We start from the raw sequence: 24,870 nt of genomic DNA on the forward strand, positions 1-24,870 counted from the left end.
CCAGCCCACTGTAAGGTTTAGCATCCTTTCAGTGGCATTGGGGGGGTTTTCCAAGATGCAGGTTGTTTTGACGGTGCCCAAGCTGGCCTGTGGGGCCTGTATAGACACCATTGCGCAAGCGGTGCGGCAACTGGATCCCCAGGCGCAGGTGGAAGGGGATCCCAAAACCAAACAGGTGCGGATTACTTCTGAGCGGCCTGTGGGCGATTTGCGGCAGGCCCTCACCCAGGTGGGATATCCCCCGGCCTAGTCAATTTTGGGCCGGGAACGGTCGGGCGTCTGTTTTGAATTCCTGTACAGATGGCTGCCTTCACCCTTTCGAGGATGGGGAGTAGCCGTTATTGCATCAACTTTATCAACAAGGTGTTGCCATGCCTGCCCCTGAAAAGTCATCGGCTGCATTATCGGCCTCTGCGCCTTCTCCTGAGGGCACTTGGCAGTTGGCCCTGCAAGGGATGAGCTGTGCCTCCTGCGCCCGCAGCATCGAACAGGCCCTCGCTCAGGTGCAGGGAGTATCCTCCGGATCCGTGAATTTTGCCAGCGAGCAGGCCACCGTCAAAGGGGATCCCAGGCTGGTGGATCCGCAGGCGCTGATTCGGGCGGTGGAGCGGGCGGGGTATCGGGCGCGCCTTATCCAGGAGGATTGGCAGCTGGACGATCTGTCGGATCCAGAGCGGATCGCCCAACGGGCCGCAGAACGGGAACTGAAGCTCAAGGTGGCGATAGGGGTGGGCATCAGCACGGTGCTGGTGATCGGATCCCTGCCGATGATGCTGGGGATGGACATCCCGGGCTTTCCCATGTGGCTGCACAATCCTGGGTTGCAGTTGCTGCTGACGGCTCCGGTGCAGTTTTGGGTGGGCAAGCATTTTTATCGAGGCGCTTGGGCCGCTTGGCAACGGCGCTCGGCGGATATGAACACGCTGGTGGTCTTAGGGACGAGCGCGGCTTTCTTCTATTCCATTTTCCCAACGGTTTTCCCCGACTCTTTCCATCGGCAGGGACTGCATCCCGATGTGTATTACGAAGTGTCGGCGGTGGTCACCACCTTGATCCTGGTGGGCAAGTGGATGGAGCAACGGGCCAAAAGGCAAACCTCTGAGGCCATTCGCAAGCTGATCGGGCTGCAACCGAAAACGGCGAGGGTAATCCGCCAGGGGGTGGAGCAGGATGTCCCCATTCGGGAGGTGCAGGTGGGGGATTGGATCCGGGTGCGCCCCGGTGAGAAGGTGCCGGTGGATGGGGTAATCCTAGAGGGATCCTCCACCCTCGACGAGTCGATGGTGACCGGCGAGAGCCTGCCTGTACTCAAGTCGGCGGGGGATGAGGTGATTGGGGCAACGCTGAATCGGACGGGCAGCTTTGTGATGGAAGCGCGGCGGGTGGGCAAAGACACAGTTCTGGCCCAGATCGTGCGCTTGGTGCAGGAAGCTCAGGGATCCAAAGCCCCGATTCAACAGTTGGCGGATCGGGTGACTGCCTGGTTTGTGCCGGCAGTGATCGGGGTGGCAGTTCTAACTTTCGTGCTCTGGTGGGTGCTGGCGGACAACCTGACGCTGGCCTTGGTGAACACGATTGGGGTGCTGATCATCGCCTGCCCTTGTGCGCTGGGGTTGGCAACCCCCACCTCGATCCTGGTGGCCACGGGACGAGGGGCAGAATTGGGGATCCTGGTGAAAAGTGCCGACAGCCTGGAATTGGCCCACGACTTGCGCACGGTGGTCTTGGACAAAACTGGCACCCTGACTGAAGGTCGCCCTACCGTCACCGATATTTGGGCTAATGGCTCCTCTCCCCTGACGGTGTTGCGCCTGGCAGCGGCGGTGGAGCGGCACTCGGAACATCCTTTGGCCCAGGCGGTGGTGCAGAAAGCCGAAGCGGAAAAAATTGCCATCCCTCCTGCCCAGCATTTTCAGGCAAGGATAGGCAGTGGGGCAGAAGCCTGGGTGGAAGACCAGTGGATCCGCATCGGTCGGCTGAGCTGGCTACAGGAGATGGGGATCCCCTGGGATCCCTCTTGGTCAGAGCGGGTTCAGAATTGGGAAAGCCAGGGCAAAACGGTGATCGGCGTAGCCCAATCCCAGAGCCTGGTGGGGCTGTTGGCCATTGCCGATCCGCTCAAACCCACCTCTCCTGAGGCAGTGCAACAGCTGCAACAGATGGGTCTAGAGGTGATCCTGCTAACCGGGGATAACCCCACCACGGCCCAAGCGGTTGCTCGGCAAGCAGGCATTCAGCGGGTAATTGCCCAAGTCCGTCCGGATCAGAAGGCAGCTTACATACGCAGCCTAAGACAACCGCGACGGCGGGTGGCGATGGTGGGAGATGGCATTAACGATGCTCCGGCTCTGGCAGAAGCCGATGTGGGGATCGCCATTGGTACAGGTACGGATGTGGCGATGGCCGCCAGCGATATTACCCTCATGTCGGGAGATCTGCGCGGAGTCGCCACTGCCATTCAACTCAGCCGGGCCACCCTCAACAACATCCGCCAAAACCTCTTCTTCGCCTTTATCTACAACACGCTGGGGATCCCGATTGCCGCTGGGGCGCTCTATCCCTTTACAGGCTGGTTGCTCAACCCTATGCTGGCGGGGGCAGCCATGGCCCTGAGTTCCGTTTCGGTGGTCGCCAATGCCCTGCGCCTGCGACACTTTCAGCCCCCCAGACTAGCGGGCCGGCGTTAGGCCCTCTCCCAGGGGCAAGGGGGATTAGCGCGGCAACAGTTTTGCTGCCCTTTGAGCATGAGTCTGCCGTACCGCTCATGCCTCAGGGCTATCTTCTGGCAGACAAGGACATCCCCCCCAGGGGGCTTGGTGAACGACAAGCGGCAAGCTAACCTAAAAGGCTCAGGCAGACTGGGGAAAGCGCGGTGCAAGTCCGCCACTGTGACGCAACTGTGATGGGATCCCTCCCTCAGCCAGAACACCCACCTGCCGTTGTCCTGTACCCCTTGCGATTCACAAGGAACGGAGTTTTTTGTGTTGAATACCCTCAGTGTTTCCCCTCCGCTTGCGGTTGGGCAGCTTGCTTCTCCTTCATTGCCCCTATTGCTTATCGGCCACGGATCCCGCGACCCCCAAGGGCAGCAAGCCTTTCTGGAGCTAGCCCAGGCTTACCAAGCTCTCACCCCCCATCGACCGGTGATCCCCTGCTTTCTGGAGCTGACCCAGCCAACCATTGCCCAGGGGGTAGAGCAGTGCTTGGCCCAAGGGTGGCAGGAGATCGTGGCCCTGCCGCTGTTGCTGTTTGGGGCCCGCCACAACAAGTTCGATGTGACGATGGAACTGGATCGCCTGCAGGCCCTCTATCCCCAGTTGCGCATTCATTACGGTGGGCCGCTGGGGATCCGCATCGAGATCCTGCAACTGCTGCGAGACCGATTGGCTGCTTTGATGGCCGCCCAACCGCGGCGGATCCCAGAAGCAGAAACCGTGCTCCTGTTTGTGGGTCGCGGCTCCAGCGATCCCGAGGCCAATGCCGAAGCCTGTAAACTGGCCCGGTTGCTTTGGGAAGGATCTGGGTTTGCCGCTGTGGAAACTTGCTTTATCGGCATTACCCATCCCCGCCTGCCCGTGGGATTGGAGCGGGCCTTGTCCTGGCATCCGCGCCGGGTGATCGTGCTGCCCTACTTCCTGTTTACCGGAGTGCTGGTGAAAAAAATTGAGGCGGCAGTGGAACAACAACGACAACGACAGTCGGAAATCGACTGGCTGATGCTGCCGGAATTGGGCCTTGTGGACACGGTGCTGCACAGCCTGCAGCAACTGGAGCAGGAAGCCCTACAGGGCCAAACCCAAATGAACTGCCACCTGTGCAAGTTTCGCCTGGCCGTGAGCGCAGAGGTCAGAGCTGGGCATACCCATCACCATCCTCACGAGCATCATCACCACCATCACGGGCACGGATCCCATCACCACCCTCATTCTCACCATCACCCTCAGCACGGCCACACCCACGCAGCGGCTGGGGATCCCTGGGCCCAATTAGAGGGCTACCACCAACGGGCATGGCAGGTGCCCTAAGAGGGAAACAGAGGCTGCTGGCGGGATAAACTGAGTGCAGACAGGCAATTTTTGAACCTGGTTTTCCCGCTCTAGCGGTTGTGATGACGAAAAAACGATGATGCTCTCCCGCTCCTCTTGGGTTTCAGGTGCCGCTGCCGCGGGGAGCGGGATCTTTGTTTTCGCCCTGGTGGTGGGGCTGCTGGATCAGATCCTGCCCACCCTGCCCAAGGTTTCCCTCTCCCTGGCCGGGATCCCTGGGATCCTGGCTGCCGCTGGGGCCTCCTATGGGGCCTGGCGGGTGGTTCAGATGGGTCTGCAATCGGCTTCCTGGAGCGACTTTCGAGAATCGCTGGTGGCGACCCTATCTCCCTTTGATCCTGCCGACCACGGCGGCGAGCCACGACAACCTAAGGGGGATCCTCGCCCTTGGCAGGTGGCTCAGGAGATCCGGCAAACCCAGCTCCGCCATCAAAAGATCCTTGACCGCATCAAGCAGCGGGTGAAAGCCGAAATCCAGACCTGTGAACGCGCCCAAGCCCAACTGCGCAGCGAGCAGCAACGGTCTCGAGTCCTGCAGGCCCAAGCCCAACAGTTACAACAGCATCTGCAAAACCTACAAACATCTTCCCCTTCTCCAAGCTCCGAGTCGACCAAACCCACGCCAGAGCAAGCGCTGCGCCAAAAGCTCCGCCAACTTCAATCCCAGGTCACCACCCTGAAAATAGAATTGGAACGCCAAAGGACCCAACTGCAACACGCAGAAGCAGAGCGGGCTCAACTCCAGCAGCAGCAGCAAAAACTCAAGCGCATCCTGCAGCGCAAAAAATTGGAAAATCGAGAGTTGCGCTCCCAACAGGCAGAATGGGCCCGGCAACTGGAGCAAACTCAACAGGAGCTGCAAACTTTGCGGGAGTCCTACCGCGCCTTGCAAGTTCTCCAGGAAATAGGCTTCACCCTAACCCAAAACCTATCTCACGAAAGGGCGGAAACGGAGTCCTCTGGATCCTCCGACTAGCCGACCCGCTTTAGAACAAATACACTCCCCTCGCTGCCCCGACCCAGCCGCAAGTCTTCATCTAAATAGGTGATATCCAGCCAACCCGTTGGCTCGCGGCGGCGGATATCGATTTGAATAGCCGGGATTCGCTCCGGAGCCTGCTCGAGCAAATCGAGAAAGCTCTCGATCTCGTAGCTCATCAAAGCTTGGGATCCGAACACCAATCGCTCGAAAATCACCCTCACCCGACGCTCCGATTCGGGGTAAAAGCGCGCTGATACAGCCAAGACTCCCCGTGGCATCCAAGCCTCCAGCCAACCGGATCCCTGGATCTCCGCCACGTTGAAGACCCGTCCAGCCTTGGCCCGAATACACTGGTAGATCTCGCCGGTGGTCAAAAAAGGCAACTGTGCCAGCCGCAGCAGAGCTGTGCTCGTGGTAAATAGGGTGAGCCAGTTCCCCTCCAACCCTTCAGCAGCAGATGTTGGTTTGGGGGTGGGGTTGAGCGCTTCTAGGGCGGCAATCTGAGACAGGATCTGGGCTTGCTGCTCAGGGGAGACTTTCCGGCCCCGGTCGGTTGCCTCCAGCAGGTGCAGCAGAGCCGATTTTTGCTGAGCCAGGGCCATGAGCACACTCCAAGGCATCAACCCCATTTTAGAGAACGCCAGATCCGGCTGCCCTTAACCGTCTTCTCCCACCAGTTTCAGGTTCAGATCTGCCACCTGCTCATACCCTAGCCCGGCCCGCACCACCAGCGGCTCGGATCCCGTCAAGTCAATTACCGTAGAGACCTTGGCCCGACGGGGGGCATCGTCATCCAGCACCAGATCCACCTGTTTTTCCAACTGCCGCATCTCTTCAGCCGCAAAGATCCCACCCTCATCCCAGGGGTCGCTCTCCCACTCCCAGGCTTGCCCAGAACTTAAGTCCAGGGATCCGACGGGATCCCCCCCCAGCTTGGCAGAGGTGGAGACAATTGGATTGCCCAACTCTTCCAGCAAAGCCTGACAAATGGCCGAGTCGGGCACGCGGATGCCGGTGGTTTTCCGTTTGGGCTCCATCACCAACTTGGGCACCAGCTTGGTGGCCGGCAACAGAAACGTAAACGGGCCCGGGATCAGCCGCCGCATCAGCCGATAGGCCGAATCGGTTACCTGGGCATAGTGGGCAATGCGTGAGAGAGAAGGGCACAAAAAGGTAAGAGGCTTGTCGTTGGAGAGCTGCTTGATACGGCGTACCCGCTCCACTGCTTGTTTGTGGGTCACATCGCAGCCAATGGCATAGACTGTATCGGTGGGGTAAAGCATCACCGCCCCCTCCCGCAAAGCCGCCGCAATCCGCCGGATGGAACGGGCCTGGGGCTGTTGCGGATGCAGCTTAAAGTACTCGGCCATCGGGCAGATGGGAAGAGGTCAAGACTGGGAGCAGCTACCCCCCAGGGGGTTTTCCACAAGAGGGCGGGGGGTCGGTGGCACCGACGCGGGCAGGGATCCCTGAGATTCGGGCCAGTCCTTCAGTTGTTGCATCAGGGCTTGGATGTGCAGACGGGGCAGATAGGGCCAGTCGCCCGCTTCTTCCAAATCTTGAAGCACCCGATACAGAGCTTGACGGGTGTTGGGCAAAGACTCCCGAAAGGCACCTTCCAGGATCGCGCGGTGCAACTCCTCCAGCAGCCGCAGGAGCATCAGCAGCTCCACACACGCTCCCGCCCTCGCCTGGGCCGCCTGTTCAACAGCCAACATGATCTGACGCAAATCCGGTGGCAGATCCTCCGCCGAGATATACATAGCCACTCGTCTCTGGGTTCTGGGAAGGCAGGGGCTTTCCTATTCTAAGATTCTTCTGCCCTAGGACTGGATGGATTTTGCCCCCACAAGATCCAACTGCGCAGGCTGTTGGGATCCCCGACCCAGGCACTGCCACACCCGCTGCAAGAGGGCATCCAGCCCCTGCTTGGCAATCGCAGAAATGGTCACCACCGAAGTGCCGGCAGCAGCAGACAGCCTCTGGGCGCGCTCGGCAACCTGCTGGGGATCCAGAACATCGATCTTGTTCAAAACCAGGATTTGTGGCTTATCGATTAACCCGTGGCCGTAGGCGCGCAGCTCCTGCTGAATAACCTGGTAATCCTTGACGGGATCTGCCGCCGTGCCATCCACCAAATGAATCAGTACCCTGGTGCGCTCCACATGGCGCAAAAACTCGTGGCCCAGCCCCACCCCCAAGTGCGCCCCCTCGATCAGCCCCGGAATATCGGCAAACACCACCCCATCTCCCGATGGATGGGGCACCACTCCCAAATTGGGCTGCAGCGTGGTGAAGGGGTAGTCGGCAATCTTGGGCCGGGCAGAGGAGACCACCGAAATCAGAGTGGACTTGCCCGCATTGGGCAGGCCGACAATGCCCACCTCGGCGATCAACTTCAGCTCCAGGCGCAGGCGCACCCGTTCTCCCGCTTCGCCCTTGGTGAATTGGCGGGGGGCACGATTGTGGTTGCTCAAAAAATGGGCATTGCCTAAGCCGCCTTTGCCCCCACGGGCTACCAGCAATTGATCCCCCTTGCCCACCAGATCGCCCAACAATTCCCCAGTCTCCGCATTGAACACCACAGTACCGCAGGGCACCCGCACCAGCCGATCCGCACCACTGGCCCCGCTGCGATGGTTGGGCCCCCCTTTGGCCCCGTGTTCCGCCTTGATCACCGGTTGAAAGCGAAAATCCAACAGAGTTTGCAGGCCGGGATCGGCCACCAAGATCACCGAGCCGCCCCGCCCGCCATTGCCGCCGGATGGCCCCCCAGCCGGCACATACTTCTCACGGCGAAAGGCAACGATGCCATCCCCGCCATTTCCCCCTTGCACTTCAATTTCGGCTTGGTCGATAAAGTGCAATTGCTCTTCTCCCAAATCTTCTATCTTCCAGCTTGGCAAGATCCCCGGAAAACTTGCCACAAAAGACGCTCCTCTAAGCTACGATGGTATTTCCCAGTCACATCCCCCACAGGTGGGAAAGTGGGAGAGTGAATGCACTCTCATCTGGGATCCTGCCAAACTCAATTGGCCTTCTACCCTTTATCCCGCGCAACTGATCTGTTACTGCACCCCTATGAGTCGATTCACTGCTGCCGATGTAGGTTTTACCACTGAAGACTTTGCCGCCCTTCTGGATAAGTACGACTATCACTTCAGCCCTGGCGAAATTGTGGCGGGTACAGTATTCTCGGTGGAGCCACGCGGTGCTTTGATCGATATTGGGGCCAAAACGGCTGCCTTTCTGCCGCTCCAGGAGATGTCGATTAGCCGCCTGGAAGACCCGCACGAGATGCTGCAGCCGGGAGAAACCCGCGAGTTTTTTATCCTCACCGAAGAAAACGAAGAGGGACAGCTGACCCTCTCCATCCGCCGCATCGAGTACATGCGGGCCTGGGAACGGGTACGGCAGCTCCAGAAAGAAGATGCCACCGTTCGCTCAACCATTTTTGCTACCAACCGAGGTGGAGCCCTGGTGCGGATTGAGGGGCTGCGGGGCTTTATCCCCGGATCCCACATCAGCAGCCGCAAGCCAAAAGAAGAGCTGGTGGGCGAAGAGCTGCCCCTGAAGTTTTTAGAGGTGGACGAAGACCGCAACCGCCTGGTGTTGAGCCATCGCCGCGCCTTGGTGGAGCGGAAGATGAACAAGCTGGAAGTGGGCGAGGTGGTGGTCGGCACGGTGCGGGGCATCAAGCCCTATGGTGCCTTTATCGATATTGGCGGCGTCTCCGGCCTGCTGCACATTTCCGAGATCTCCCACGATCATGTCGATACGCCCCACAGCGTCTTCAACGTCAACGACGAAGTGAAGGTGATGATCATCGATCTGGATGCGGAGCGGGGACGGATCTCGCTGTCCACCAAGCAACTGGAGCCCAATCCCGGCGACATGATTCGGGATCCCAAGCTGGTTTACGAGAAGGCTGAGGAAATGGCAGCCAAGTACCGTGAGCAACTGCTGGCCGCTAAGCAAGGACAAGCGGCAGAGGCCCCACCGGAAGTGGTGGAAGAGGAGCTGGAATACGCGGCGACGGCTGTGGAATGAGGGCAAGCTTGGCGCCATCTCTGCCTGCGATGAGACTGAGGTTAGGAGCCTTCAGCTCCGTTGGCGTGGGTGGCTCGTGAGAGCGGGGCAGCCCAGGCTCCTAGGGAGACGGGTACTGCTGCTGTGGCGAAGTAGGCCGACGGCGCTCACGCAGGGCTGCAAACCTGCGCCAGTAACGGGAATCCCCCGCTCCTGAGCTTGAGGAGCTGGTCAAAGACTGTAGATCTGCCCATCCATGAGCAGATGGGTGATGCCTTTCTTTTGCAGTTGGGTGCGCACAATCTCCAGAATGTAGCCGGGAAACTGGATTACCCGGTAGGGTGGGTAGGTGTTGCTGCCCCGACGGCTCATTTCGGAAAAGCGACGGGCCACCTTGTGGTTGTCGAAAATGGGCAGCGTATTGGCGTTGTCGATCCCTTCGATGGGCAGGGATCCGGAGCCAAAGAATTCCTTAAGGGGGCGGGTGGTCAGTTCTTGGTAGCGGTCAACAACGACATAGCAGGTTTCCGGTAGGGTGAGCTCTTCCAGGGGTAATACCTGAATTTGATAGCTGGGATCGGTGAGGGGATCCTCTTCTGGCCCATCTTCATCTTCTAAGGGATAGTCAGGGTCGTCCTCATCCTCGTCTTCGAGGTCACGGTCTTCTTCGGTCTCTTCCTCCACATCCTCCAGATCTTCCCGAAGCCCAGCCGCCAACGGCAGTTCTTCTGGGGGCAGTTCTGGCAGAGACTCCGTCCCAGCAGTGTTATCCTCGCCTTCCTCGTTTGCGTTCGGCTCTGCGGGGGGCTCCGGCAAGGGAGATGGAGAAGGCAACTCCGGTTCCAGCGGCAAGATCTGCTGCTCCAAGGCTGGGATCCCGCCAACAACAGCTTTTTCCCCCATGTCTTTGCGGCGGGCAGCCGAGCGTTTGAGATAGATCAACCGCTGATACTCATCGGCAGCGATATTTTCCTTCAACACGCGGGTGATGGTGGTGATGCTCACCTGAAATTGCTCCGCCAATTCGACGGCGGTCGCTGCCGAGCCGCGGTAGGCGCTAACAATTTGCTGTTGTTCTTGCTCTGAAAGTTTGCTGCGAGCCATCCCAGGTCACCCAATCTAGAAATTGAAAGAAATAGGCAGTGGTGAAGAGGATCTCTAGCCAGCGGCGGTTGCCCCGCACACCCGGCTGAGGCCGGCAGCTAGCTGCTCCCGCTCCAGCCCCTTGCCGATCAACACAATTTTGGACAGGCGGGGCTCATCGGGATCCCAGTCCCGTTCCAGAAAAAGGGTTTGCCGCTGGCCCACTTGATGGAAGATAACCCGCTGCGGCTCATCCAGAACCGACAGCACCCCCTTGGCGCGAAAAACGGTCTCGGACAAGTCTTGTAGCCAATCGCGAAAGGCCCCCAAATCCAGCGGCTGCTGCAGTTGAAAGCTCACCGATTGGATCCCGTCTTCCTCGAGGTGATGGCTATGGTGGGCCTCAGTCTCTGCATTGGGGAGCCTGGGATCCCACAATTCCGGACGAAAGGCATGCACATCCAAGATGCGGGCCAAGGGCACCTGGGCATGGGTGGTGAGCAGGCAAGGGGCATCGGGGTTGTAGCGGCGCAGATCGAGAAGGATCCGCTCTCGTTCGGCTTCGCCGATTAAGTCCACCTTGTTGAGCAACACAATGTCGGCACTGCTGATCTGGTGGGCAGCAGTTTGCGAGCGCCGGAAATTCTGCCAGTATTCGGCCCCATCCACCAACGTCACCACGCCATCCAGGCGCAACTCCTCATGAAAAGTCCTCTGCACAAATAGCTCCGTCACCTGCCTGGGATCCGCCACGCCGCTGGTTTCCACCACCAGATAGTCCAACGCCTGGGCATGCTGGAGCAGCTGGCGGGCCGCCCGTTCAAAATCCTCTCGCACCGTGCAGCAGAGGCAACCATTGTTGAGCTGCATCAGCCCCCCCTCGGGCATGTTGACCAACTCGCCATCGATGGAAATCTCGCCAAACTCGTTGAGGATAACCCCAATGCGCAACCCATGCTCCTCTTCCAAGATGCGCTTGAGCAGCGTGGTTTTGCCACTGCCCAAAAAACCTGTCAAAATCGTCACCGGAAGCTGAGCTTTCATATCAGGTGAGGCTGAACTGACAAGCGGCCAACAAACCCTTCTCTCAAGTTCCCCAGAAGCTCTACTAGCTTAGCTTTAGGGTTGGCTCTCCAGGATCTGGACAAGGGGGAACGACCGCTCCCACCCAAATTAGATCCTCTAACCCATCAACTAGTTATCCAACTATTTATTTATTAATGTCATTAATGTCCTCTGGGCGTTGGGGCAGACTCTCTCCTGAGGATCCCTGGGGACGAATGAGCTCGATCGGCAGGCCATCGGGATCGGCGATGAACGCCACTTCATAGACCTGGCCCCCAATTTGCTGGAGCTGGGGCGGCAGCAGCAGGGTAAGGGGCACTTGCGCTCGCAAATGTTCTAGGTAGTTGGCCAGGGATCCCCATTCGGGGCCCACCTCAAAAGCGGGGTGATAGTAGCCCACATAGTGGGGATCCCCAAAGGGATCCGGGGCAGGATGGGGCTGCGGCACTTGCATCAGCTCCAAACGCCCCCAGGGGCCGCGCATCCAGCAGGCCAGCGTGATCCCGGCAGTAAAGCGTTCTTCCACCGCAAAGCCCAGCCCCTCGTAAAAAGCGATGGAGCGGAAGATATCGGCGGTGCGAATGGAAAAATGGTGTAGTTTCATCGTCCTGCAAAGCAGCCAGATGGGGCCAGACCGCTCGGATCATCGCCGATGACGGCTGGTCAAGCGCAGACAGACTTGCTACGCTCCAGAAAAGTAGGCTGTCTATCTTAAGCACCTCTTGCAGTGTATGCTGGCCCGCCCAATCCTTGGGGCGGGAAATGCGACAACCTAAGCCGATTGCTGCCAACCTCAATTATGCCTAAGCTGGTCATTGTCGAATCTCCCACCAAAGCCCGTACCATCCGTGGATTCTTGCCTGCGGGGTACGAAGTTCAGGCCTCGATGGGACATGTGCGGGATCTCCCCGATTCGGCATCTGAAATTCCAGAAGAATTGAAAGGAGAAGAGTGGAGCCGCCTGGGGGTCAATGTCCACGCCGACTTTGAGCCCCTCTACGTCATCCCCAAGGACAAAAGAAAGGTGGTCAAGGAGCTGAAGGAAGCGCTCAAGAAGGCGGACGAGCTGATCCTGGCCACCGACGAAGACCGCGAAGGGGAAAGCATTAGCTGGCACTTGCAACAGGTGCTGCAACCCAAAGTGCCCACCCGCCGCATGGTGTTCCACGAGATCACCCGCGAGGCCATTCAGGAGGCGCTGCAAAACTGCCGTGAGGTGGATGAACAACTGGTGCGTGCCCAGGAGACCCGCCGCATCTTGGATCGCCTGGTGGGCTATACCCTGTCGCCGCTGCTGTGGAAAAAAATTGCCCCCAAACTCTCGGCAGGGCGGGTGCAGTCGGTGGCGGTCAAGCTTTTGGTGGATCGAGAGCGGGAGCGGCGCGCCTTCAGAAAAGCCTCCTACTGGGATCTCAAAGCGGAGCTGCAGCCCAAAACGACCGTCGCCGGCCAGCAGGCTGTCTTTCCAGCAGAGCTGGTGAGCTTGGGTGGCAAACGCCTGGCCAATGGGCAAGACTTCGATCCCAGCACCGGCCAGCTCATTGCCGGGCGGGATGTGGTGTTGTTGGATCAGGCCCAGGCCGAGGCCCTGCGGGATCGCTTGCTGGGAAAAGCCTGGATCGTCAGCTCTGTGGAAGAGCGCCCCTCCACCCGCAAACCTGCCCCTCCCTTTACCACCTCCACCCTGCAGCAGGAGGCCAACCGCAAGCTGCACCTGTCGGCCCAGCAGACGATGCGCATTGCCCAAAAGCTCTACGAAGAGGGCTACATCACCTACATGCGCACCGATTCGGTCCACCTGTCGGAGCAGGCCATCCGCGCTGCCCGCGCCTGCGTGGAGTCGATGTACGGCAGAGAATATCTCAGCCCCGAGCCCCGTCAGTACACCACCAAAACCAAAGGGGCGCAAGAAGCCCACGAGGCCATTCGTCCTGCCGGATCAGAGTTTCGCCTGCCCAGCCAAACCCCCCTCTCCGGCCAGGAGCTGGCCCTCTACGACCTGATCTGGAAGCGCACCGTCGCCAGCCAAATGGCTGAGGCGCGGCAGACCCACACCATCGTACTCATCGCCGTAGACGATGCGGTGTTCCGGGCCAGCGGCAAGCGCATCGATTTTCCCGGCTTTTTCCGCGCCTATGTGGAGGGATCCGACGACCCAGAGGCGGCTTTGGAAGATCGGGAGGTGCATCTGCCTCTGTTGCGGCAGGGGGATCCCCTCCGCTGCCAGAAGCTGGAACCCGTTGCCCACGAAACCCAGCCCCCGGCCCGATATACGGAAGCCTCCTTGGTCAAGGTGTTGGAAAGTGAGGGCATTGGCCGCCCCAGCACCTACGCCACCATCTTGAATACGATCATGAGCCGTGGCTACGTCAGGCCGATGGGAAGTGCCCTCGTGCCCACCTACACGGCTTTTGCAGTCACCGAGCTACTGGAAAAATACTTTCCCAACCTGGTGAATACCCGCTTCACTGCCGAGATGGAGCAAACGCTGGACGACATTGCTTCTGGACAGGCGGAGTGGCTGCCCTATCTGCGCCATTTCTTCTTGGGCGAGCAGGGTCTTGAGGGACAGGTGAAGGCCCGCGAGCTGGAAATTGATTCCGGCCTGGCCCGCTCCATCCATCTGGAGAACCTGCCTGTCAAGATCGGCATTGGCCCCTATGGCCCCTATGTAGCAGTTGAAACTGAGTCTGGAGAGGTGCGCGCCAACTTGCCGGAGGATATTCCCCCCGCCGATCTGAGCGCAGAACACATTGCGGAGCTAATCCAGCGGAAGCAGGAAGGCCCCAAGCCCATTGCCTTTCACCCGGAAACCCAGGAGCCAATCTATGTGATCCCGCAGGGCCCCTATGGCCCATATGTGCAGTTGGGGGAAGTTTCTGAGGACAACAAAAAACCCAAGCGCACCTCTCTGCCCAAAGGGCTGAAACCGGATCAGGTTACGCCAGAGATCGCCTTGGGGTTGCTGAGCTTGCCTCGCACCTTGGGGGAACACCCGGAATCGGGGAAAAAGGTGCAGGCCGGTATTGGCCGCTTCGGCCCCTACGTAGTCTGTGATGGCGATTTCCGCTCTCTGCCCGCCGAGGAGGATGTGCTGACCATCAGCCTGGAGCGGGCGCTGGAGCTGCTGGCCCAGCCCAAGAAAAGCCGTGGGCGCGCCTCGGCCAAGCCGCTGCGGGAGCTGGGATCCCATCCTGAGGATGGTGAGCCGGTCAATCTGCACGACGGCCCCTACGGGCTGTATGTCAAACATGGCAAGGTCAATGCCTCTTTGCCCAAAGGGATCCCTGCCGAAGCGGTTACCCTGGAAATGGCCCTGCAGGTGCTGGCTGAAAAAGAAGTCTCTTCTGCAGAGGTCAAGGGGAAAAGCCGCTCGACCGGCAAAGCGGGCTCCTCGGTCAGTAAAACCCAAGCCAAAACTGCCTCCAGCAGCCATACAGCCCAGCAGGCCGGAAATGCTGTGCCGCAGAAGCGGCGTAAAGCGCAAACCACTTCCACTGGCAGCGGGATGGCCAAAGAGCCGCAAGCCCAAGCGAATGGGTCAGCCCAGGTGGGATCCCGTCCCACCATTGTGAAGATCACCCCCAAAGCCCCCGCCTGAGGTCAGCTTCTTGGGGTGCGATGGCCCAAGGTCGCCTGCTCAAGGTGGCTCAGGGATGGGCTATGTAGCAGCTTTGCTGACGAAACAACTGCTCCAAGGGCCGCAAGCAGCGGCCACAGCGGCTTCCCGATTGGCAATGCACCCGCATCGCTTCTGCAAACGGCAAGGGATCCTGCTGCTGGCGCTTGGGAATCTGGGCGTGTTCCAGCTCACTGCAGTAGCAGTAGGCAGGATGGCGACGATGGGGGTGTGCAAGGGACACGGGAGTAAATGAGAGTTGGAGTCGGGGCCAACAGCCTTCAGCTCAACGTTATCACCTGGGTGCCGGGGAAGTAGTGATTGAGGATTTGCGGCGCTGTGTAGCCCTGCTCGGCCAAGCCGCGGGATCCCCACTGACACAGTCCCACCCCATGCCCGGCTCCGCGATAGGTAAAAAGGTACACTTCCTGCTGGCCGGCCTTTGGCTGGAGACGTTCCCACGTGAAGCGGTTGCTGGGGAGGATCCCCCAACCCAGGGTTTGGCCAAGGCGCAGCACAAACTCTTGGCCAGTCAACAGTTGGGATCCAACGCGGATGCGCACAGGGCGACCCCAGGGATCCGACTGCACAATCTCCAGATCGCCGTTGCCCAAGGCTTGCTCCAACTCCCGTCGGCTGAGTCGGACGCTGTGAGGGCCATAGAAAGGAGAGGCACGACACCCGTCACAGATCACCCCTTGTAGGTAGGGGCGGGCGGGTGGGGCAAAAATATCCTGATTGGCGCTGGTGTGACCGCCGCAGGTGGAGTGAAACAGAACCTCTATCGGCTGGCCGGCATGGGTTAGGATCTGCCCTCGGGTTGCCTGCACCGCAGCAGTGGTCGCCGCCGTTTCATAGGCCAGGCCACCATAAAACTGGTGGGCGGTGGAATCCTGCAATAGCCTTATCGAGGTAGAGGGCCATTCTCTTCTGGGGCCGGGGCACAGATGGGGAACGGCCAAGGTACGGGCCAAGATGGCTTGCGCCTGCAAGGCGGCAGCTGGCCAGTCGGCGGGCATTTCGCTGGGCACCAAAGCCAGCAGATAGTCTTCCAACTTCACCCAATTCACCAGGTGCAGGCGACCTAAACCCTTGGGACGAATCTGTACCCAGCCCCGATAGCGACGCTCCTCCCCTGCGAGGGAGCGCAGAGCTCCCCCCTGTAGCCAAAGGGATCCCTGGTAGCGACGAGGCTGTCCCGGCCCGGTCAGCAGGAGCTCTTGGCGGCGCACCTGTAACTTCCAGGCACCTGTTGGAAAAGGCTGCTGATTCAAAACAAAAGGGCCAACCAGCTCCAACTCGGCCAAGGGATCCGCACTCCAGCGGCTGAACAGCTCCACGGCCAGCCAATCTCCGCGCCCGGACGTTTGGGCCTGCCGAGAGCCTCCCCAAACAGCCCACAGGGATCCCAGCACCATCGCCCCCAACTGTCGTCGCCGCATAGGCCCCATCCGGGCATCCTCTATCGATAGACCATTCCCCCAGAAATACTGTCAAGATGAGCTGGCCAGCAAAGGATCGTATCCCAGTTGCTGGGTAAGCCGGGCGCGGGCCAATTCCCGATATTCCCAAAAGTGTTCTCCTGCAGCGCAGAGGCCCAAATATAGGTTCAGCAGGCTCGGTTTCTGTCGCCAAATCGTCCATAGCTGCCGCCAAAATTGGGCGCGGATTTCGGGATGAAGGATCCCTTGCCGCCAGATGAGTTGTAGAAGCAGGTGGATCCCTTTGCGGAGGGGCAGCTTCATCATTTGCCGTCGGCCATCTTTGATGCCGATATTCAGGCATTGTTGCAGGCAGCGAGATAAATATCGTGCAGGATCATACAGTTTCCAAAAACTTTCCAGATACTCTCGGGCAATCTCCGATAGAGAACGGGTGGGAATAAAGTTCATCAGTGTATTTTGATCGCCAAACTCAGTCACGCCGATCCCTTCCAGCAACCGTTCCTCTTTCTTCAAGCGATTCCAGAGCTGTGTGTTTGGCAAAGCCTGTAAAATGCCCAGCATTGGCTGAGGAATACCGGTTTGCTCGACAAAAGCCTGAATGCGCTCCCCTGCTCCTGGCCGCTCTCCATCAAAGCCCAGAATAAACCCAGCATAGATCAGCAGTCCAGCATCGTTGATCTTGCGACAGGCCTCCACCAAAGGGTGGCGGGTATTCTGGAGCTTTTGGGTCATCTGTAAGCTGTCTTGGTCTGGGGTCTCAATGCCCAAAAAGACAGCATAGAAACCCGCCTCTACCATTAACCTCATCAGTTCTTCATCTTCGGCCAGGTTAACCGAAGCCTCTGTCATAAAGGTAAATGGATAGTTGCGCTTCTGGCTCCAGGGGATCAGCTCTCGTAAAAATCGCTTGACGTTGCGCTGGTTGCCGATAAAGTTGTCGTCTACCACAAATACCGAACCCCGCCAACCCAAGTCATAGAGAGCTTGCAGCTCAGCTAGCATTTGACTTGGCTCTTTGGTTCTCGGCTTGCGTCCGTAAAGAGAGATGATGTCGCAAAACTCACAATTAAAGGGGCAACCTCGCGAAAATTGGACTGACATCATGAAGTATTGATCCATACGCAGCAGATCAAACCTCGGCAAAGGACTTTGGGTTACGTCCGGCTTTTCGGCGGCCCGAAAAATGCCCGACTCTTGACCTGCTTCTAGGGCCTTGACGAAAGCCGGTATGGTCACTTCCCCTTCGTCCAAAACCAAATAGTGAGCCCCGGATTCCAGGGCGTCTTGCGGCACAGAAGTTGGATAGGGCCCGCCCACAGCTACTTTTTTGCCCAGTTGTACAGCCTTGCGAATCAGGGCGTGGAAATCTTGTTTTTGCACCAGCATGGCCGACAAGATCACCAGATCGCACCACTGCCAATCGGCTTCTGTTTCATCAGCTACATTGCGATCCACAAAGCGAATCTCCCAGTGTTGGGGCAGCAAAGCAGCAACGGTGATCAAGCCAAGAGGTGGCATTAGCGCTTTTAGCCCCACCATCTCAATGGTGCGATTGTAAGACCAGAATGATTGAGGAAAACGCGGATAGAGCAGCAACGCCTTCATACCAACCAGCTCCTGAGTTGCAGATCGACCAACTTGATCCCCTACTGGTTTCCTATCGATTTGCTAGGCTTAGATAAAGCAGCCACAGATCAAACGCCTGCTCGCAATATCCTGCTGATGTTAGCCATTGGCAGATCTTGTGCAGGCTATCTGTGGAGAATCCTATGGTTCTGCGGCAAAAACTTAGCGGGCAGGGCCAATGGAGTAAAGCTTATCGGGATCCCTTAAAGTTGGTTTTGGTTATCGTCGGGCTGAGTGTTGACGTTCCCCTAGCGTACCCCCTGCAATCTTGAACCAAACCCTGCCCTCTCACGGCTGGGGACGAAGTCAGTTCGGCGCACCTTGCTCAAAAACCTGCTGAACCAAGCCGCTGACGATGGAAAGTACAATTGCGCCGATAAACGCCCAGCCGAAATTATCGATGTTGAAAGCATTCCCGGCCAGCTTATCGGCAATGGCTAGACAAATGCCGTTCAAAATCAGCCAAAACAAACCCAGGGTAAGAACCGTAATCGGCAGGGTGATCAGCCGGAGAATCGGCCTAACCAAACCATTGACCAGACCAATGGCCAGAGCCGCCACCAAAGCCCCGCCAAACCCGGAGACGTGGATCCCGGGCAAAAGCCAAGCCAGGATCATTACACTCAAGGCTGACATCAGCCAGGTGGCCAAAAGAGTTGCCATGCTCCCTCCTCTGCCCTGATGGGGCCGCGATTTTGCCCTCTATGCTAGCTGATCTCCTCAGGGATCCCTTGCGCAGAAACCTCTTCAGGGCTGTAAGTTTGCAGGGCCAAAGCATGAATGCTCCGCCCCATGTGTTCCGCCAGAGCGGCATACACCAGGCGATGTCGCTGTAGGGTCGTTTTGCCGACAAACGAAGGCGACACTACTTGAACTCGGTAGTGCCCTCCTGTCCCGCCCCCGTGGCCGATGTGAAGGTGGGACTCATCCTCCACCTGCACATGAAGAGCCTGCAGCTTCTCCATCAGGTGCTGCCGAAGGTAGTCGGGGGTAAGCATGGCAACCCCTCTGGATGAGATGGGATCCCTTAAGATTGAGCCGTGGCCTTAGCAAAGGCTGCCTCGACCAGCGGACGCAGCTCGTTGCGGGCGTGCATCTCTTGGATGATGTCGCAACCGCCCACAAACTCCCCATCAATATAAATTTGCGGGATAGTAGGCCAGTTGGAAAACTCTTTAATCCCCTGGCGGATCTCAGGATCCTCGAGTACGTTAATCGCCGTGTAGGGGAAGCCCAAACTATCCAGCACACGAACGGCGGCATAGGAAAACCCACATTGGGGCATTTCCGGGGTGCCCTTCATGTAGATGAGCACCTTGTGGGTGCGGATTTGCTCACGGATTTTCTCTTCCAAAAGGGGATCCAGCATGGTGTTCAGCCACTATAGCGACAACAGTCGATAGGCAAACTGGCATCCTATCGAGATCTCATTTTCGTCTACTTTTAACATGCTCGACACTTTTCCCACGGTTGGGCCGAGAGATTCTCTCATAGACTCTGTTCTACGGACGCCACCAGCAAGCCCCATTGCCCAGGGCTGGCCCAAGCCCCCAACCTATCCAGGCAGCGACCCCAGGATCCATGTTAATTTCTACACCAACATGGTTAGCGACAGGGTCGGCGACAAACCTCAAACCCTGATTCTTCCGTTGACCCGGTCGATCCCGCTCTGGGCAAGGGTTTCAGGCCCCTCGGCGGAGAAAAACAAGGGGAAATTGCAGCCGAAAACAAGACCTCTGGGCAAGGGTTATAATGGGGGGGAGTCGCTTCCCTTCGGGGAAGTGGAATTAATGGAAACGCTGTAATTAAATTTCAACCCGTGAAGTTTTTTGAAAAATACCTTACCGTTTGGGTCTCGCTATGCATTGCTGCAGGCATTGGTCTTGGGAAAATACTGGGGAATTCTGTTTCGGTGCTTGAAAGCTGGCAGATATATACCATCAACATTCCGGTAGCGGTGTTGGTTTGGATGATGATCTACCCGATGATGGTACAGATTGATTTTTCATCGATAGGCGGTGTTTCAAAAAATTGGAAAGGGCTGGCGCTGACAGTTACTGTAAACTGGCTGATCAAACCTTTCACCATGGCATTGTTTGGATGGATTTTCTTTAAAAATCTGTATGCTACCTGGATCACTCCGGAAGATGCAGACCAGTACCTGGCAGGCGCCATTCTGCTGGGTGCCGCACCCTGCACAGCCATGGTGTTTGTGTGGAGTTATTTGGTAGAAGGCGATGCCAATTATACGTTAATACAAGTTTCAGTCAACGATCTTATTCTGCTGGTTGCATTTGTACCCATTGTAAAATGGCTGCTGGGAGTAACCAACATACAGATACCGTATGAAGTACTGATTACTTCGGTGGTTGTTTTTGTTGTTATACCGCTAACTACGGGCTATCTGACCAATCGGATATTGCTTCGACGAAAAGGAAAGGATTGGTTTGAACAAAAATTTCTTCCGGCACTTCGTCCTGTTTCCATACTAGCATTGCTTTCAACCCTGGTTTTACTCTTTGCCTTTCAGGGCGAACACATACTGGATCATCCATACACCATTTTGTTGATAGCCATACCACTGACCATTCAAACCTACTTCATATTTTTTATAACCTGGCTGGGTGGAAAATTGCTCCGTTTATCACATCCGGTTTGTGCACCGGCTGCGATGATTGGTGCCAGTAATTTTTTTGAACTCGCAGTTGCCGTGGCCATATCACTTTTTGGTCTTAATTCAGGTGCGTCGTTAGCCACGGTGGTTGGTGTACTCATAGAAGTACCCATCATGTTATCGTTGGTAGCCATCGCTAACAGTTGGAGGTATTAAATAAATCCAGATAAGTAACATTTCCCCATCCACTTCGCAATTAGAATCTGATTCTGGCGGCGGTTTGAGAAGCATACGGGCTTAAATCTATTGTCTTGGTTGCCCATTGTGATGGGGTAGGTACAAATGCAGTGGTCATATCAGGTGCTGTAGCCAATGGACTCGGGCCCGTATTATTACCATAAGATGCTAATCGTATCCAAGTATTGCCACAATCAGTGGTGATACTTACTATTAATGAATCAGTCGCTTCCCTTCGGGGAAGTGGAATTAATGGAAAAATTAATGGAAACAAACCAAGTGATCCCCTTTCACTTCCAGCCAGTGCCCACCTGGATAATCGGGGCTACGGCTGCCTCGGTCTGCTTTTAAGAGCTGGATCCCGGCTTCTACCTGGTCAAAGGTGGGGTGGTGGGGCAGCACCAAAGACAAAAATTGAAACATCACCTGCCGCTGCAGAGCCAAGGGGGCAGCCCGCAAGGGATCCCGTCGCAGCCCTGGCAAAGCGGGCTCATATACCTGTGGCCATAGCTGAGCTGCTTGAGCTACCACCAGCTCATGTTCTGCTTGCAGCAGTGTGGCAGCCCGATTCAGGGCCGCTTCCAGTTGCGGGTTGAAGTGCTGTTTCAAGTAAGGCATCACCTCTAGGCGGAGGCGGTTGCGGCCATGGGCCAGATCTTGGTTGCTGCGATCCGGCCAAACTGGCAATTGGTGCTGTTGGCAAAATTGCTCGGTTTCCCAACGGTATAGCTCCAGCAGGGGTCGCACCACTTGGGCAGAGGTGGGATCCCGGTCGTCCAGGCGACGCTGCCAATCTAGGCTGCTCAGCCCGGCGGCTCCTGTCCCTCGCAGCAAGTTCCATAAAAATGTCTCGGCCCGGTCGCTGGCCGTATGCCCCATCACCACGGCGCTGCAGTCCCAGGTGCGGGCCCATTTGTCCAGTTGTTGGTAGCGCCAAGCCCTGGCCCCTGCCTCATCTCGGCGGATGGGATCCGCAGTCTCAACGGCATGAGGCAGTCCCTGCTGCTGCAGCCACCCCTGCAAAAAGCGAGCACACTCCGTTTCATCTGCCGACCAGCGGTGATCACAATGCAGAACAAATATCTGCCAGCCCCAGCGAGGCTGCAAATCCCGCAAGATCTGGAGCAGGCAAAAAGAATCTTGCCCGCCCGAAAAAGCCACCAGCAGCCGCTGGCCAGGGTGAAGAAGTTGCCGCTGCCGAATGGCGCACTGTACCCGCAGGTGGAGAGGAGAGAGCCTGGCCACAGCTTGTTATTGCTCAGGTGCAACCCAGACCCTACCTGCCGCTATGGGATCCCTTAGGCAAGAGCTCGGGTCAGATGAGAGGCCACCGCCTGCACAGCAGCAATGCTGCGCTCGTAGGCCATTCGGGTCGGCCCCAGCAAGGTGACCGTACCCAGAGGAGCTGAGCGACGGTGGTAAGTGGAGGCGATAACCGTACAGTGGTGCAGAGACTCCAGTGGATTCTCGCTGCCAATGTAGATGATCACCGGGGTCTTGCGGGCAGACTGTCCCGACTCCTGATCCATCTCCGTTGAGCTCGGCAGAGAGGGCAAACCCCCATCGGCAAAATGGAGCCCAATCATCCCCTGAAGTTGCTTGGCTCCCTCCTCGATCAACTGCATCACTGCCTGCACCTGCCGGGCCTGGGAAAACTCCGGCTGACGCATCAACTCGGCCATACCGGCACTGAACACCTGCCCCAGAGAGGGCTGTAGACAGCGTTGCACCACCGAGCGCAGCAGTTGCTGCAGCCAATGGCCGTAGGTACGAAATTCTTCATCCAGTTTCAGCCAGCTCAGATCCTGCAACTCGGCAAAGGTTTTGCCCCGCAGCTTCAGGGTGAGAAAGTTGCTGAGCAATTGCAATTCATCTTCCAAATCCTCTCGGGAGTCGCTGGGCCAGTCGGGGGGGCTGACCAGAGCTGAATGGGTTTGATAGGAGTCGGTTACCACCAACACCATCACCCGCCCTGGCGCTACCGACACCAACTGCACATGATGAATGGCTACCACCGGCCCCTGAGGAGGGGTGATAAGAGCAATGCAACCGCTCAGATGGGCCAAAAGCTGGGCCACCCTTTGTAGGAGACTGTCCAAGTCATCTCCCAGCTCACGGCCAAGCTGATCCATCAACTGTTGCAGGGCAGGATGGGGATCCGGCTGAGGAGCATCGTGAGGGATCCCACCGCTGTTGGCGGAGGTCAACAAATCGTTGACATAAACCCGATAGCCAAAGTCGGAAGGAACCCGTCCGGCGGAGGTGTGAGGCTGAAACAGCAATCCCACTTGCTCAAGGGTGGCCAAGTCGTTGCGAATGGTGGCCGTGCTTACCCCAAAGTTGTAGGACTGGGCCAAGGTTTTGGAACCGACAGGTTCAGCTGTAGCAATGTAGCTACGCACTGTCGCCCAGAGAATCTTCCGCTGGCGGGGAGTCAGTTCGAGTTTCATAGCCGATCAAAAGAACCCAGTCAACGCCTATCAAAGGAAACTGTTAATACAGAGCCGGTAAATTGCTCCAGGATAAACCAACTCAGAGCTGAGATAGGAATCCAGACAGACTTTTACATCTTCTAATCTATATGCATCTATTGTTACTCTTTATATAGCGGGTTGCCTAGGAAGGAAGTTGCAAAACCCGATGTCGGAAGAGGTTGAGACTGCTGCTTGTGCAGGAGAGAGTGAAATCTCTTGTAGCCTGGGCTCCCCTTTTTTGCCCAGAGGTGGTAGAAGATGAACTACGGCTAGCCACCTTGTTGCGTAGCAACAGTCCGCTGCGCCAAGACTGGGGATTTCTGCGCATGAGTTCGGTCAACTCTAGGCCAACTGGGCCTGCTGCTGTCCTCTTTGTATCCTTTTTTATCTTTGAGGTTGCCCCATGTACTTATCCCCCCAGGAGAAAGACAAGTTGTTGATCTACCTGGCTGCCCAGTTGGCTCGGGATCGGCGGCAGCGGGGCCTCAAACTCAATTACCCTGAGGCGGTGGCCTACTTGAGCGCAGCAGTCTTGGAAGGGGCGCGGGAGGGGAAAACAGTCGCCCAATTGATGAGCGAGGGGCTGACGTGGCTGACCCGCGAGGACGTGATGCCCGGGATCCCAGAGATGATCCCGGAAATTCAAGTGGAGGCTACTTTCCCCGACGGAACCAAGCTGGTTACCCTACACCACCCCATTCGCTAGGGATCCCCCAGATGCTCCAAAGACCCAGAGACTTCAGGAGGTCGTCCCCATGGCTCGCCAATCCAGAACCAACCCTGCTGCCAACGCAGAGCCGGCCCTGATCCCAGGGGAACTGTTGCTGGCAGAGGATCCCATCCAAGCCAACGTCGGACGGGCCACCGTGACCCTGGAGGTTACCAACCGAGGGGATCGGCCCATTCAGGTGGGATCCCATTTTCACTTTTTTGAGGTGAACCGAGCCCTGGTTTTCGATCGCGCCGCCAGCTTTGGCATGCGCCTCAACATCCCTTCCGGCAACGCAGTGCGTTTTGAGCCAGGGCAAACCCATCGGGTAAAGCTGGTGGCTTTGGGGGGCAAGGGGTTGGTGCATGGCTTCAATCGGCTCACGGAGGGCACGATACGCTCCGCTGCCCAGAAGCGGCTGGCTCTGGCCCGATTGCAGGAGTGGCTGGGTGAAGCAGCCCATCCGTAGGGGGAATATGCCCCCCTCAAGTGTGCAGCTTTGGGCAGCGGTGTCAAGGCTCAACCCCATCCCCGTCTCTGCTCAGATTCAGGACAGTAGGGCTATCCTATTTCTCCTCTAGGAGCTGACAGATGTCAGAGCGCGAGACTGTCTTGTGGATGTGGGTGCAAGGCTTGGGGCTAAATCTTTCTGGGTTGGCGCTGTTGGCAGCAGCAGGCGCCGCCTTTGGGCCTCTCAGTTGGACAGGTGCAACGGTGGCGGTGATGTTGAAGCTCATTGGGGATAGCCAACTGGTGCGGGGCTACTGGCTCTGGCAAAGCCAGCGGCAACAGAAGGGATCCCAGCCCGTCAGCTCAGCAGCGGCAGTGCTCCACAGTCAAGCTTGAGACATTGCCCGGCACTTGTCCGGTCTCCGACTCGAGAATGCCAACGCGACCACCCCTACTCCCTTCTGGCACTGGCAAGCCTCACTGTACAAGCC

The 24,870-nt window shown here is 57.7% G+C and carries 25 protein-coding genes and 1 riboswitch; of the genes, 10 read left to right on the forward strand and 15 right to left on the reverse strand.

Annotated elements, in window-relative coordinates:
- Window positions 1–55 precede the first annotated feature (55 nt).
- The 4 genes from ACVWZG_RS08385 to ACVWZG_RS08400 all read left to right on the forward strand — a co-directional run bounded on the left by ACVWZG_RS08385 (window position 56) and on the right by ACVWZG_RS08400 (window position 5,022).
- On the forward strand, window positions 56–250 hold the full coding sequence (locus tag ACVWZG_RS08385; protein WP_099813329.1) for a heavy-metal-associated domain-containing protein: 195 nt from the start codon (window positions 56–58) through the stop codon (window positions 248–250).
- Between the two features lie 121 nt (window positions 251–371).
- Complete coding sequence (locus tag ACVWZG_RS08390) at window positions 372–2,687, forward strand: heavy metal translocating P-type ATPase (protein WP_457406015.1); 2,316 nt, start codon at window positions 372–374, stop codon at window positions 2,685–2,687.
- Between the two features lie 128 nt (window positions 2,688–2,815).
- Window positions 2,816–2,951, forward strand: a riboswitch (cobalamin riboswitch).
- 30 nt (window positions 2,952–2,981) lie between these two features.
- Window positions 2,982–4,025 carry a sirohydrochlorin chelatase gene (locus ACVWZG_RS08395; protein WP_457406013.1) on the forward strand — a complete coding sequence of 348 codons (1,044 nt, stop codon included), beginning with the start codon at window positions 2,982–2,984 and terminating at the stop codon, window positions 4,023–4,025.
- Between the two features lie 97 nt (window positions 4,026–4,122).
- Window positions 4,123–5,022 (forward strand): SPFH domain-containing protein, encoded by a 900-nt coding sequence (locus ACVWZG_RS08400; protein ID WP_414350518.1) that lies wholly within the window; start codon window positions 4,123–4,125, stop codon window positions 5,020–5,022.
- Here ACVWZG_RS08400 and ACVWZG_RS08405 read toward each other — a convergent pair.
- Genes ACVWZG_RS08405 through obgE form a run of 4 tightly spaced genes read right to left on the reverse strand, consistent with a single transcriptional unit; the run spans window position 5,019 to window position 7,895 of the window.
- Entirely contained in the window at window positions 5,019–5,648 is a 630-nt protein-coding gene (locus tag ACVWZG_RS08405; protein WP_457406011.1) for a PAP/fibrillin family protein, read from the reverse strand. The genes ACVWZG_RS08400 and ACVWZG_RS08405 overlap by 4 nt on opposite strands.
- Window positions 5,649–5,684: 36 nt before the next feature.
- Window positions 5,685–6,398, reverse strand: a complete 714-nt coding sequence (locus tag ACVWZG_RS08410) for an L-threonylcarbamoyladenylate synthase (protein ID WP_414389115.1) — start codon at window positions 6,396–6,398, stop codon at window positions 5,685–5,687.
- An 18-nt stretch (window positions 6,399–6,416) separates the two neighbouring features.
- A complete protein-coding gene (locus ACVWZG_RS08415; RefSeq protein WP_457406063.1) occupies window positions 6,417–6,791 on the reverse strand; it encodes a hypothetical protein in 375 nt (124 codons plus the stop codon).
- Between the two features lie 60 nt (window positions 6,792–6,851).
- Window positions 6,852–7,895, reverse strand: a complete 1,044-nt coding sequence (gene obgE / locus ACVWZG_RS08420) for a GTPase ObgE (protein WP_414342608.1) — start codon at window positions 7,893–7,895, stop codon at window positions 6,852–6,854.
- A 214-nt stretch (window positions 7,896–8,109) separates the two neighbouring features.
- On the opposite strand from obgE, the gene ACVWZG_RS08425 reads away from it, so the two are divergent.
- Window positions 8,110–9,078: a 30S ribosomal protein S1 gene (locus ACVWZG_RS08425; RefSeq protein WP_457406009.1), complete on the forward strand. Its 969-nt coding sequence runs from the start codon at window positions 8,110–8,112 to the stop codon at window positions 9,076–9,078.
- A 210-nt stretch (window positions 9,079–9,288) separates the two neighbouring features.
- Here ACVWZG_RS08425 and ACVWZG_RS08430 read toward each other — a convergent pair whose 3' ends face one another.
- The 3 genes from ACVWZG_RS08430 to ACVWZG_RS08440 all read right to left on the reverse strand — a co-directional run bounded on the left by ACVWZG_RS08430 (window position 9,289) and on the right by ACVWZG_RS08440 (window position 11,809).
- Window positions 9,289–10,161, reverse strand: coding sequence for a hypothetical protein (locus ACVWZG_RS08430; protein ID WP_457384230.1), 873 nt, complete (start codon window positions 10,159–10,161; stop codon window positions 9,289–9,291).
- 54 nt (window positions 10,162–10,215) lie between these two features.
- A complete protein-coding gene (locus tag ACVWZG_RS08435; RefSeq protein ID WP_457384229.1) occupies window positions 10,216–11,184 on the reverse strand; it encodes a CobW family GTP-binding protein in 969 nt (322 codons plus the stop codon).
- Window positions 11,185–11,350: 166 nt separating this feature from the next.
- Window positions 11,351–11,809, reverse strand: a complete 459-nt coding sequence (locus ACVWZG_RS08440) for a VOC family protein (protein WP_011433925.1) — start codon at window positions 11,807–11,809, stop codon at window positions 11,351–11,353.
- A gap of 195 nt (window positions 11,810–12,004) precedes the next feature.
- Here ACVWZG_RS08440 and topA point away from each other — a divergent pair, with 195 nt between their 5' ends.
- A complete protein-coding gene (gene topA, locus ACVWZG_RS08445; protein WP_457392810.1) occupies window positions 12,005–14,806 on the forward strand; it encodes a type I DNA topoisomerase in 2,802 nt (933 codons plus the stop codon).
- Window positions 14,807–14,855: 49 nt separating this feature from the next.
- Here topA and ACVWZG_RS08450 read toward each other — a convergent pair whose 3' ends face one another.
- The 6 genes from ACVWZG_RS08450 to grxD form a co-directional block, all read right to left on the reverse strand.
- Window positions 14,856–15,068, reverse strand: coding sequence for a (2Fe-2S)-binding protein (locus ACVWZG_RS08450; protein WP_457392812.1), 213 nt, complete (start codon window positions 15,066–15,068; stop codon window positions 14,856–14,858).
- A gap of 37 nt (window positions 15,069–15,105) precedes the next feature.
- Window positions 15,106–16,266: a SpoIID/LytB domain-containing protein gene (locus ACVWZG_RS08455; RefSeq protein WP_457415328.1), complete on the reverse strand. Its 1,161-nt coding sequence runs from the start codon at window positions 16,264–16,266 to the stop codon at window positions 15,106–15,108.
- Between the two features lie 51 nt (window positions 16,267–16,317).
- The gene (locus ACVWZG_RS08460) at window positions 16,318–17,874 is read right to left on the reverse strand and encodes a B12-binding domain-containing radical SAM protein (RefSeq protein WP_414407157.1); all 1,557 of its coding nucleotides are present in this window, start codon (window positions 17,872–17,874) and stop codon (window positions 16,318–16,320) included.
- A gap of 327 nt (window positions 17,875–18,201) precedes the next feature.
- On the reverse strand, window positions 18,202–18,558 hold the full coding sequence (locus ACVWZG_RS08465; protein ID WP_011433930.1) for a phage holin family protein: 357 nt from the start codon (window positions 18,556–18,558) through the stop codon (window positions 18,202–18,204).
- Window positions 18,559–18,602: 44 nt separating this feature from the next.
- On the reverse strand, window positions 18,603–18,893 hold the full coding sequence (locus tag ACVWZG_RS08470; protein ID WP_414329320.1) for a BolA family protein: 291 nt from the start codon (window positions 18,891–18,893) through the stop codon (window positions 18,603–18,605).
- 29 nt (window positions 18,894–18,922) lie between these two features.
- Complete coding sequence (grxD, locus tag ACVWZG_RS08475; protein ID WP_011433932.1) at window positions 18,923–19,264, reverse strand: Grx4 family monothiol glutaredoxin; 342 nt, start codon at window positions 19,262–19,264, stop codon at window positions 18,923–18,925.
- Window positions 19,265–19,714: 450 nt separating this feature from the next.
- On the opposite strand from grxD, the gene arsB reads away from it, so the two are divergent.
- Window positions 19,715–20,725, forward strand: coding sequence for an ACR3 family arsenite efflux transporter (gene arsB / locus ACVWZG_RS08480; RefSeq protein ID WP_457406006.1), 1,011 nt, complete (start codon window positions 19,715–19,717; stop codon window positions 20,723–20,725).
- 282 nt (window positions 20,726–21,007) lie between these two features.
- Here the strand turns inward: arsB and tilS are convergent, their stop codons facing one another.
- Both tilS and hrcA read right to left on the reverse strand, forming a co-directional pair.
- On the reverse strand, window positions 21,008–21,991 hold the full coding sequence (gene tilS, locus ACVWZG_RS08485; protein WP_457392825.1) for a tRNA lysidine(34) synthetase TilS: 984 nt from the start codon (window positions 21,989–21,991) through the stop codon (window positions 21,008–21,010).
- 53 nt (window positions 21,992–22,044) lie between these two features.
- The gene (gene hrcA, locus ACVWZG_RS08490) at window positions 22,045–23,196 is read right to left on the reverse strand and encodes a heat-inducible transcriptional repressor HrcA (protein ID WP_414344420.1); all 1,152 of its coding nucleotides are present in this window, start codon (window positions 23,194–23,196) and stop codon (window positions 22,045–22,047) included.
- Window positions 23,197–23,623: 427 nt separating this feature from the next.
- Here hrcA and ACVWZG_RS08495 point away from each other — a divergent pair, with 427 nt between their 5' ends.
- The 3 genes from ACVWZG_RS08495 (at window position 23,624) to ACVWZG_RS08505 (ending at window position 24,775) form a co-directional block, all read left to right on the forward strand.
- Complete coding sequence (locus tag ACVWZG_RS08495; RefSeq protein WP_011433938.1) at window positions 23,624–23,926, forward strand: urease subunit gamma; 303 nt, start codon at window positions 23,624–23,626, stop codon at window positions 23,924–23,926.
- A 49-nt stretch (window positions 23,927–23,975) separates the two neighbouring features.
- Window positions 23,976–24,398 (forward strand): urease subunit beta, encoded by a 423-nt coding sequence (locus ACVWZG_RS08500; RefSeq protein WP_457406004.1) that lies wholly within the window; start codon window positions 23,976–23,978, stop codon window positions 24,396–24,398.
- A 122-nt stretch (window positions 24,399–24,520) separates the two neighbouring features.
- Complete coding sequence (locus ACVWZG_RS08505) at window positions 24,521–24,775, forward strand: hypothetical protein (RefSeq protein WP_011433939.1); 255 nt, start codon at window positions 24,521–24,523, stop codon at window positions 24,773–24,775.
- Window positions 24,776–24,870: the final 95 nt, after the last annotated feature.

This window comes from Thermostichus sp. OS-CIW-33, assembly GCF_054059615.1.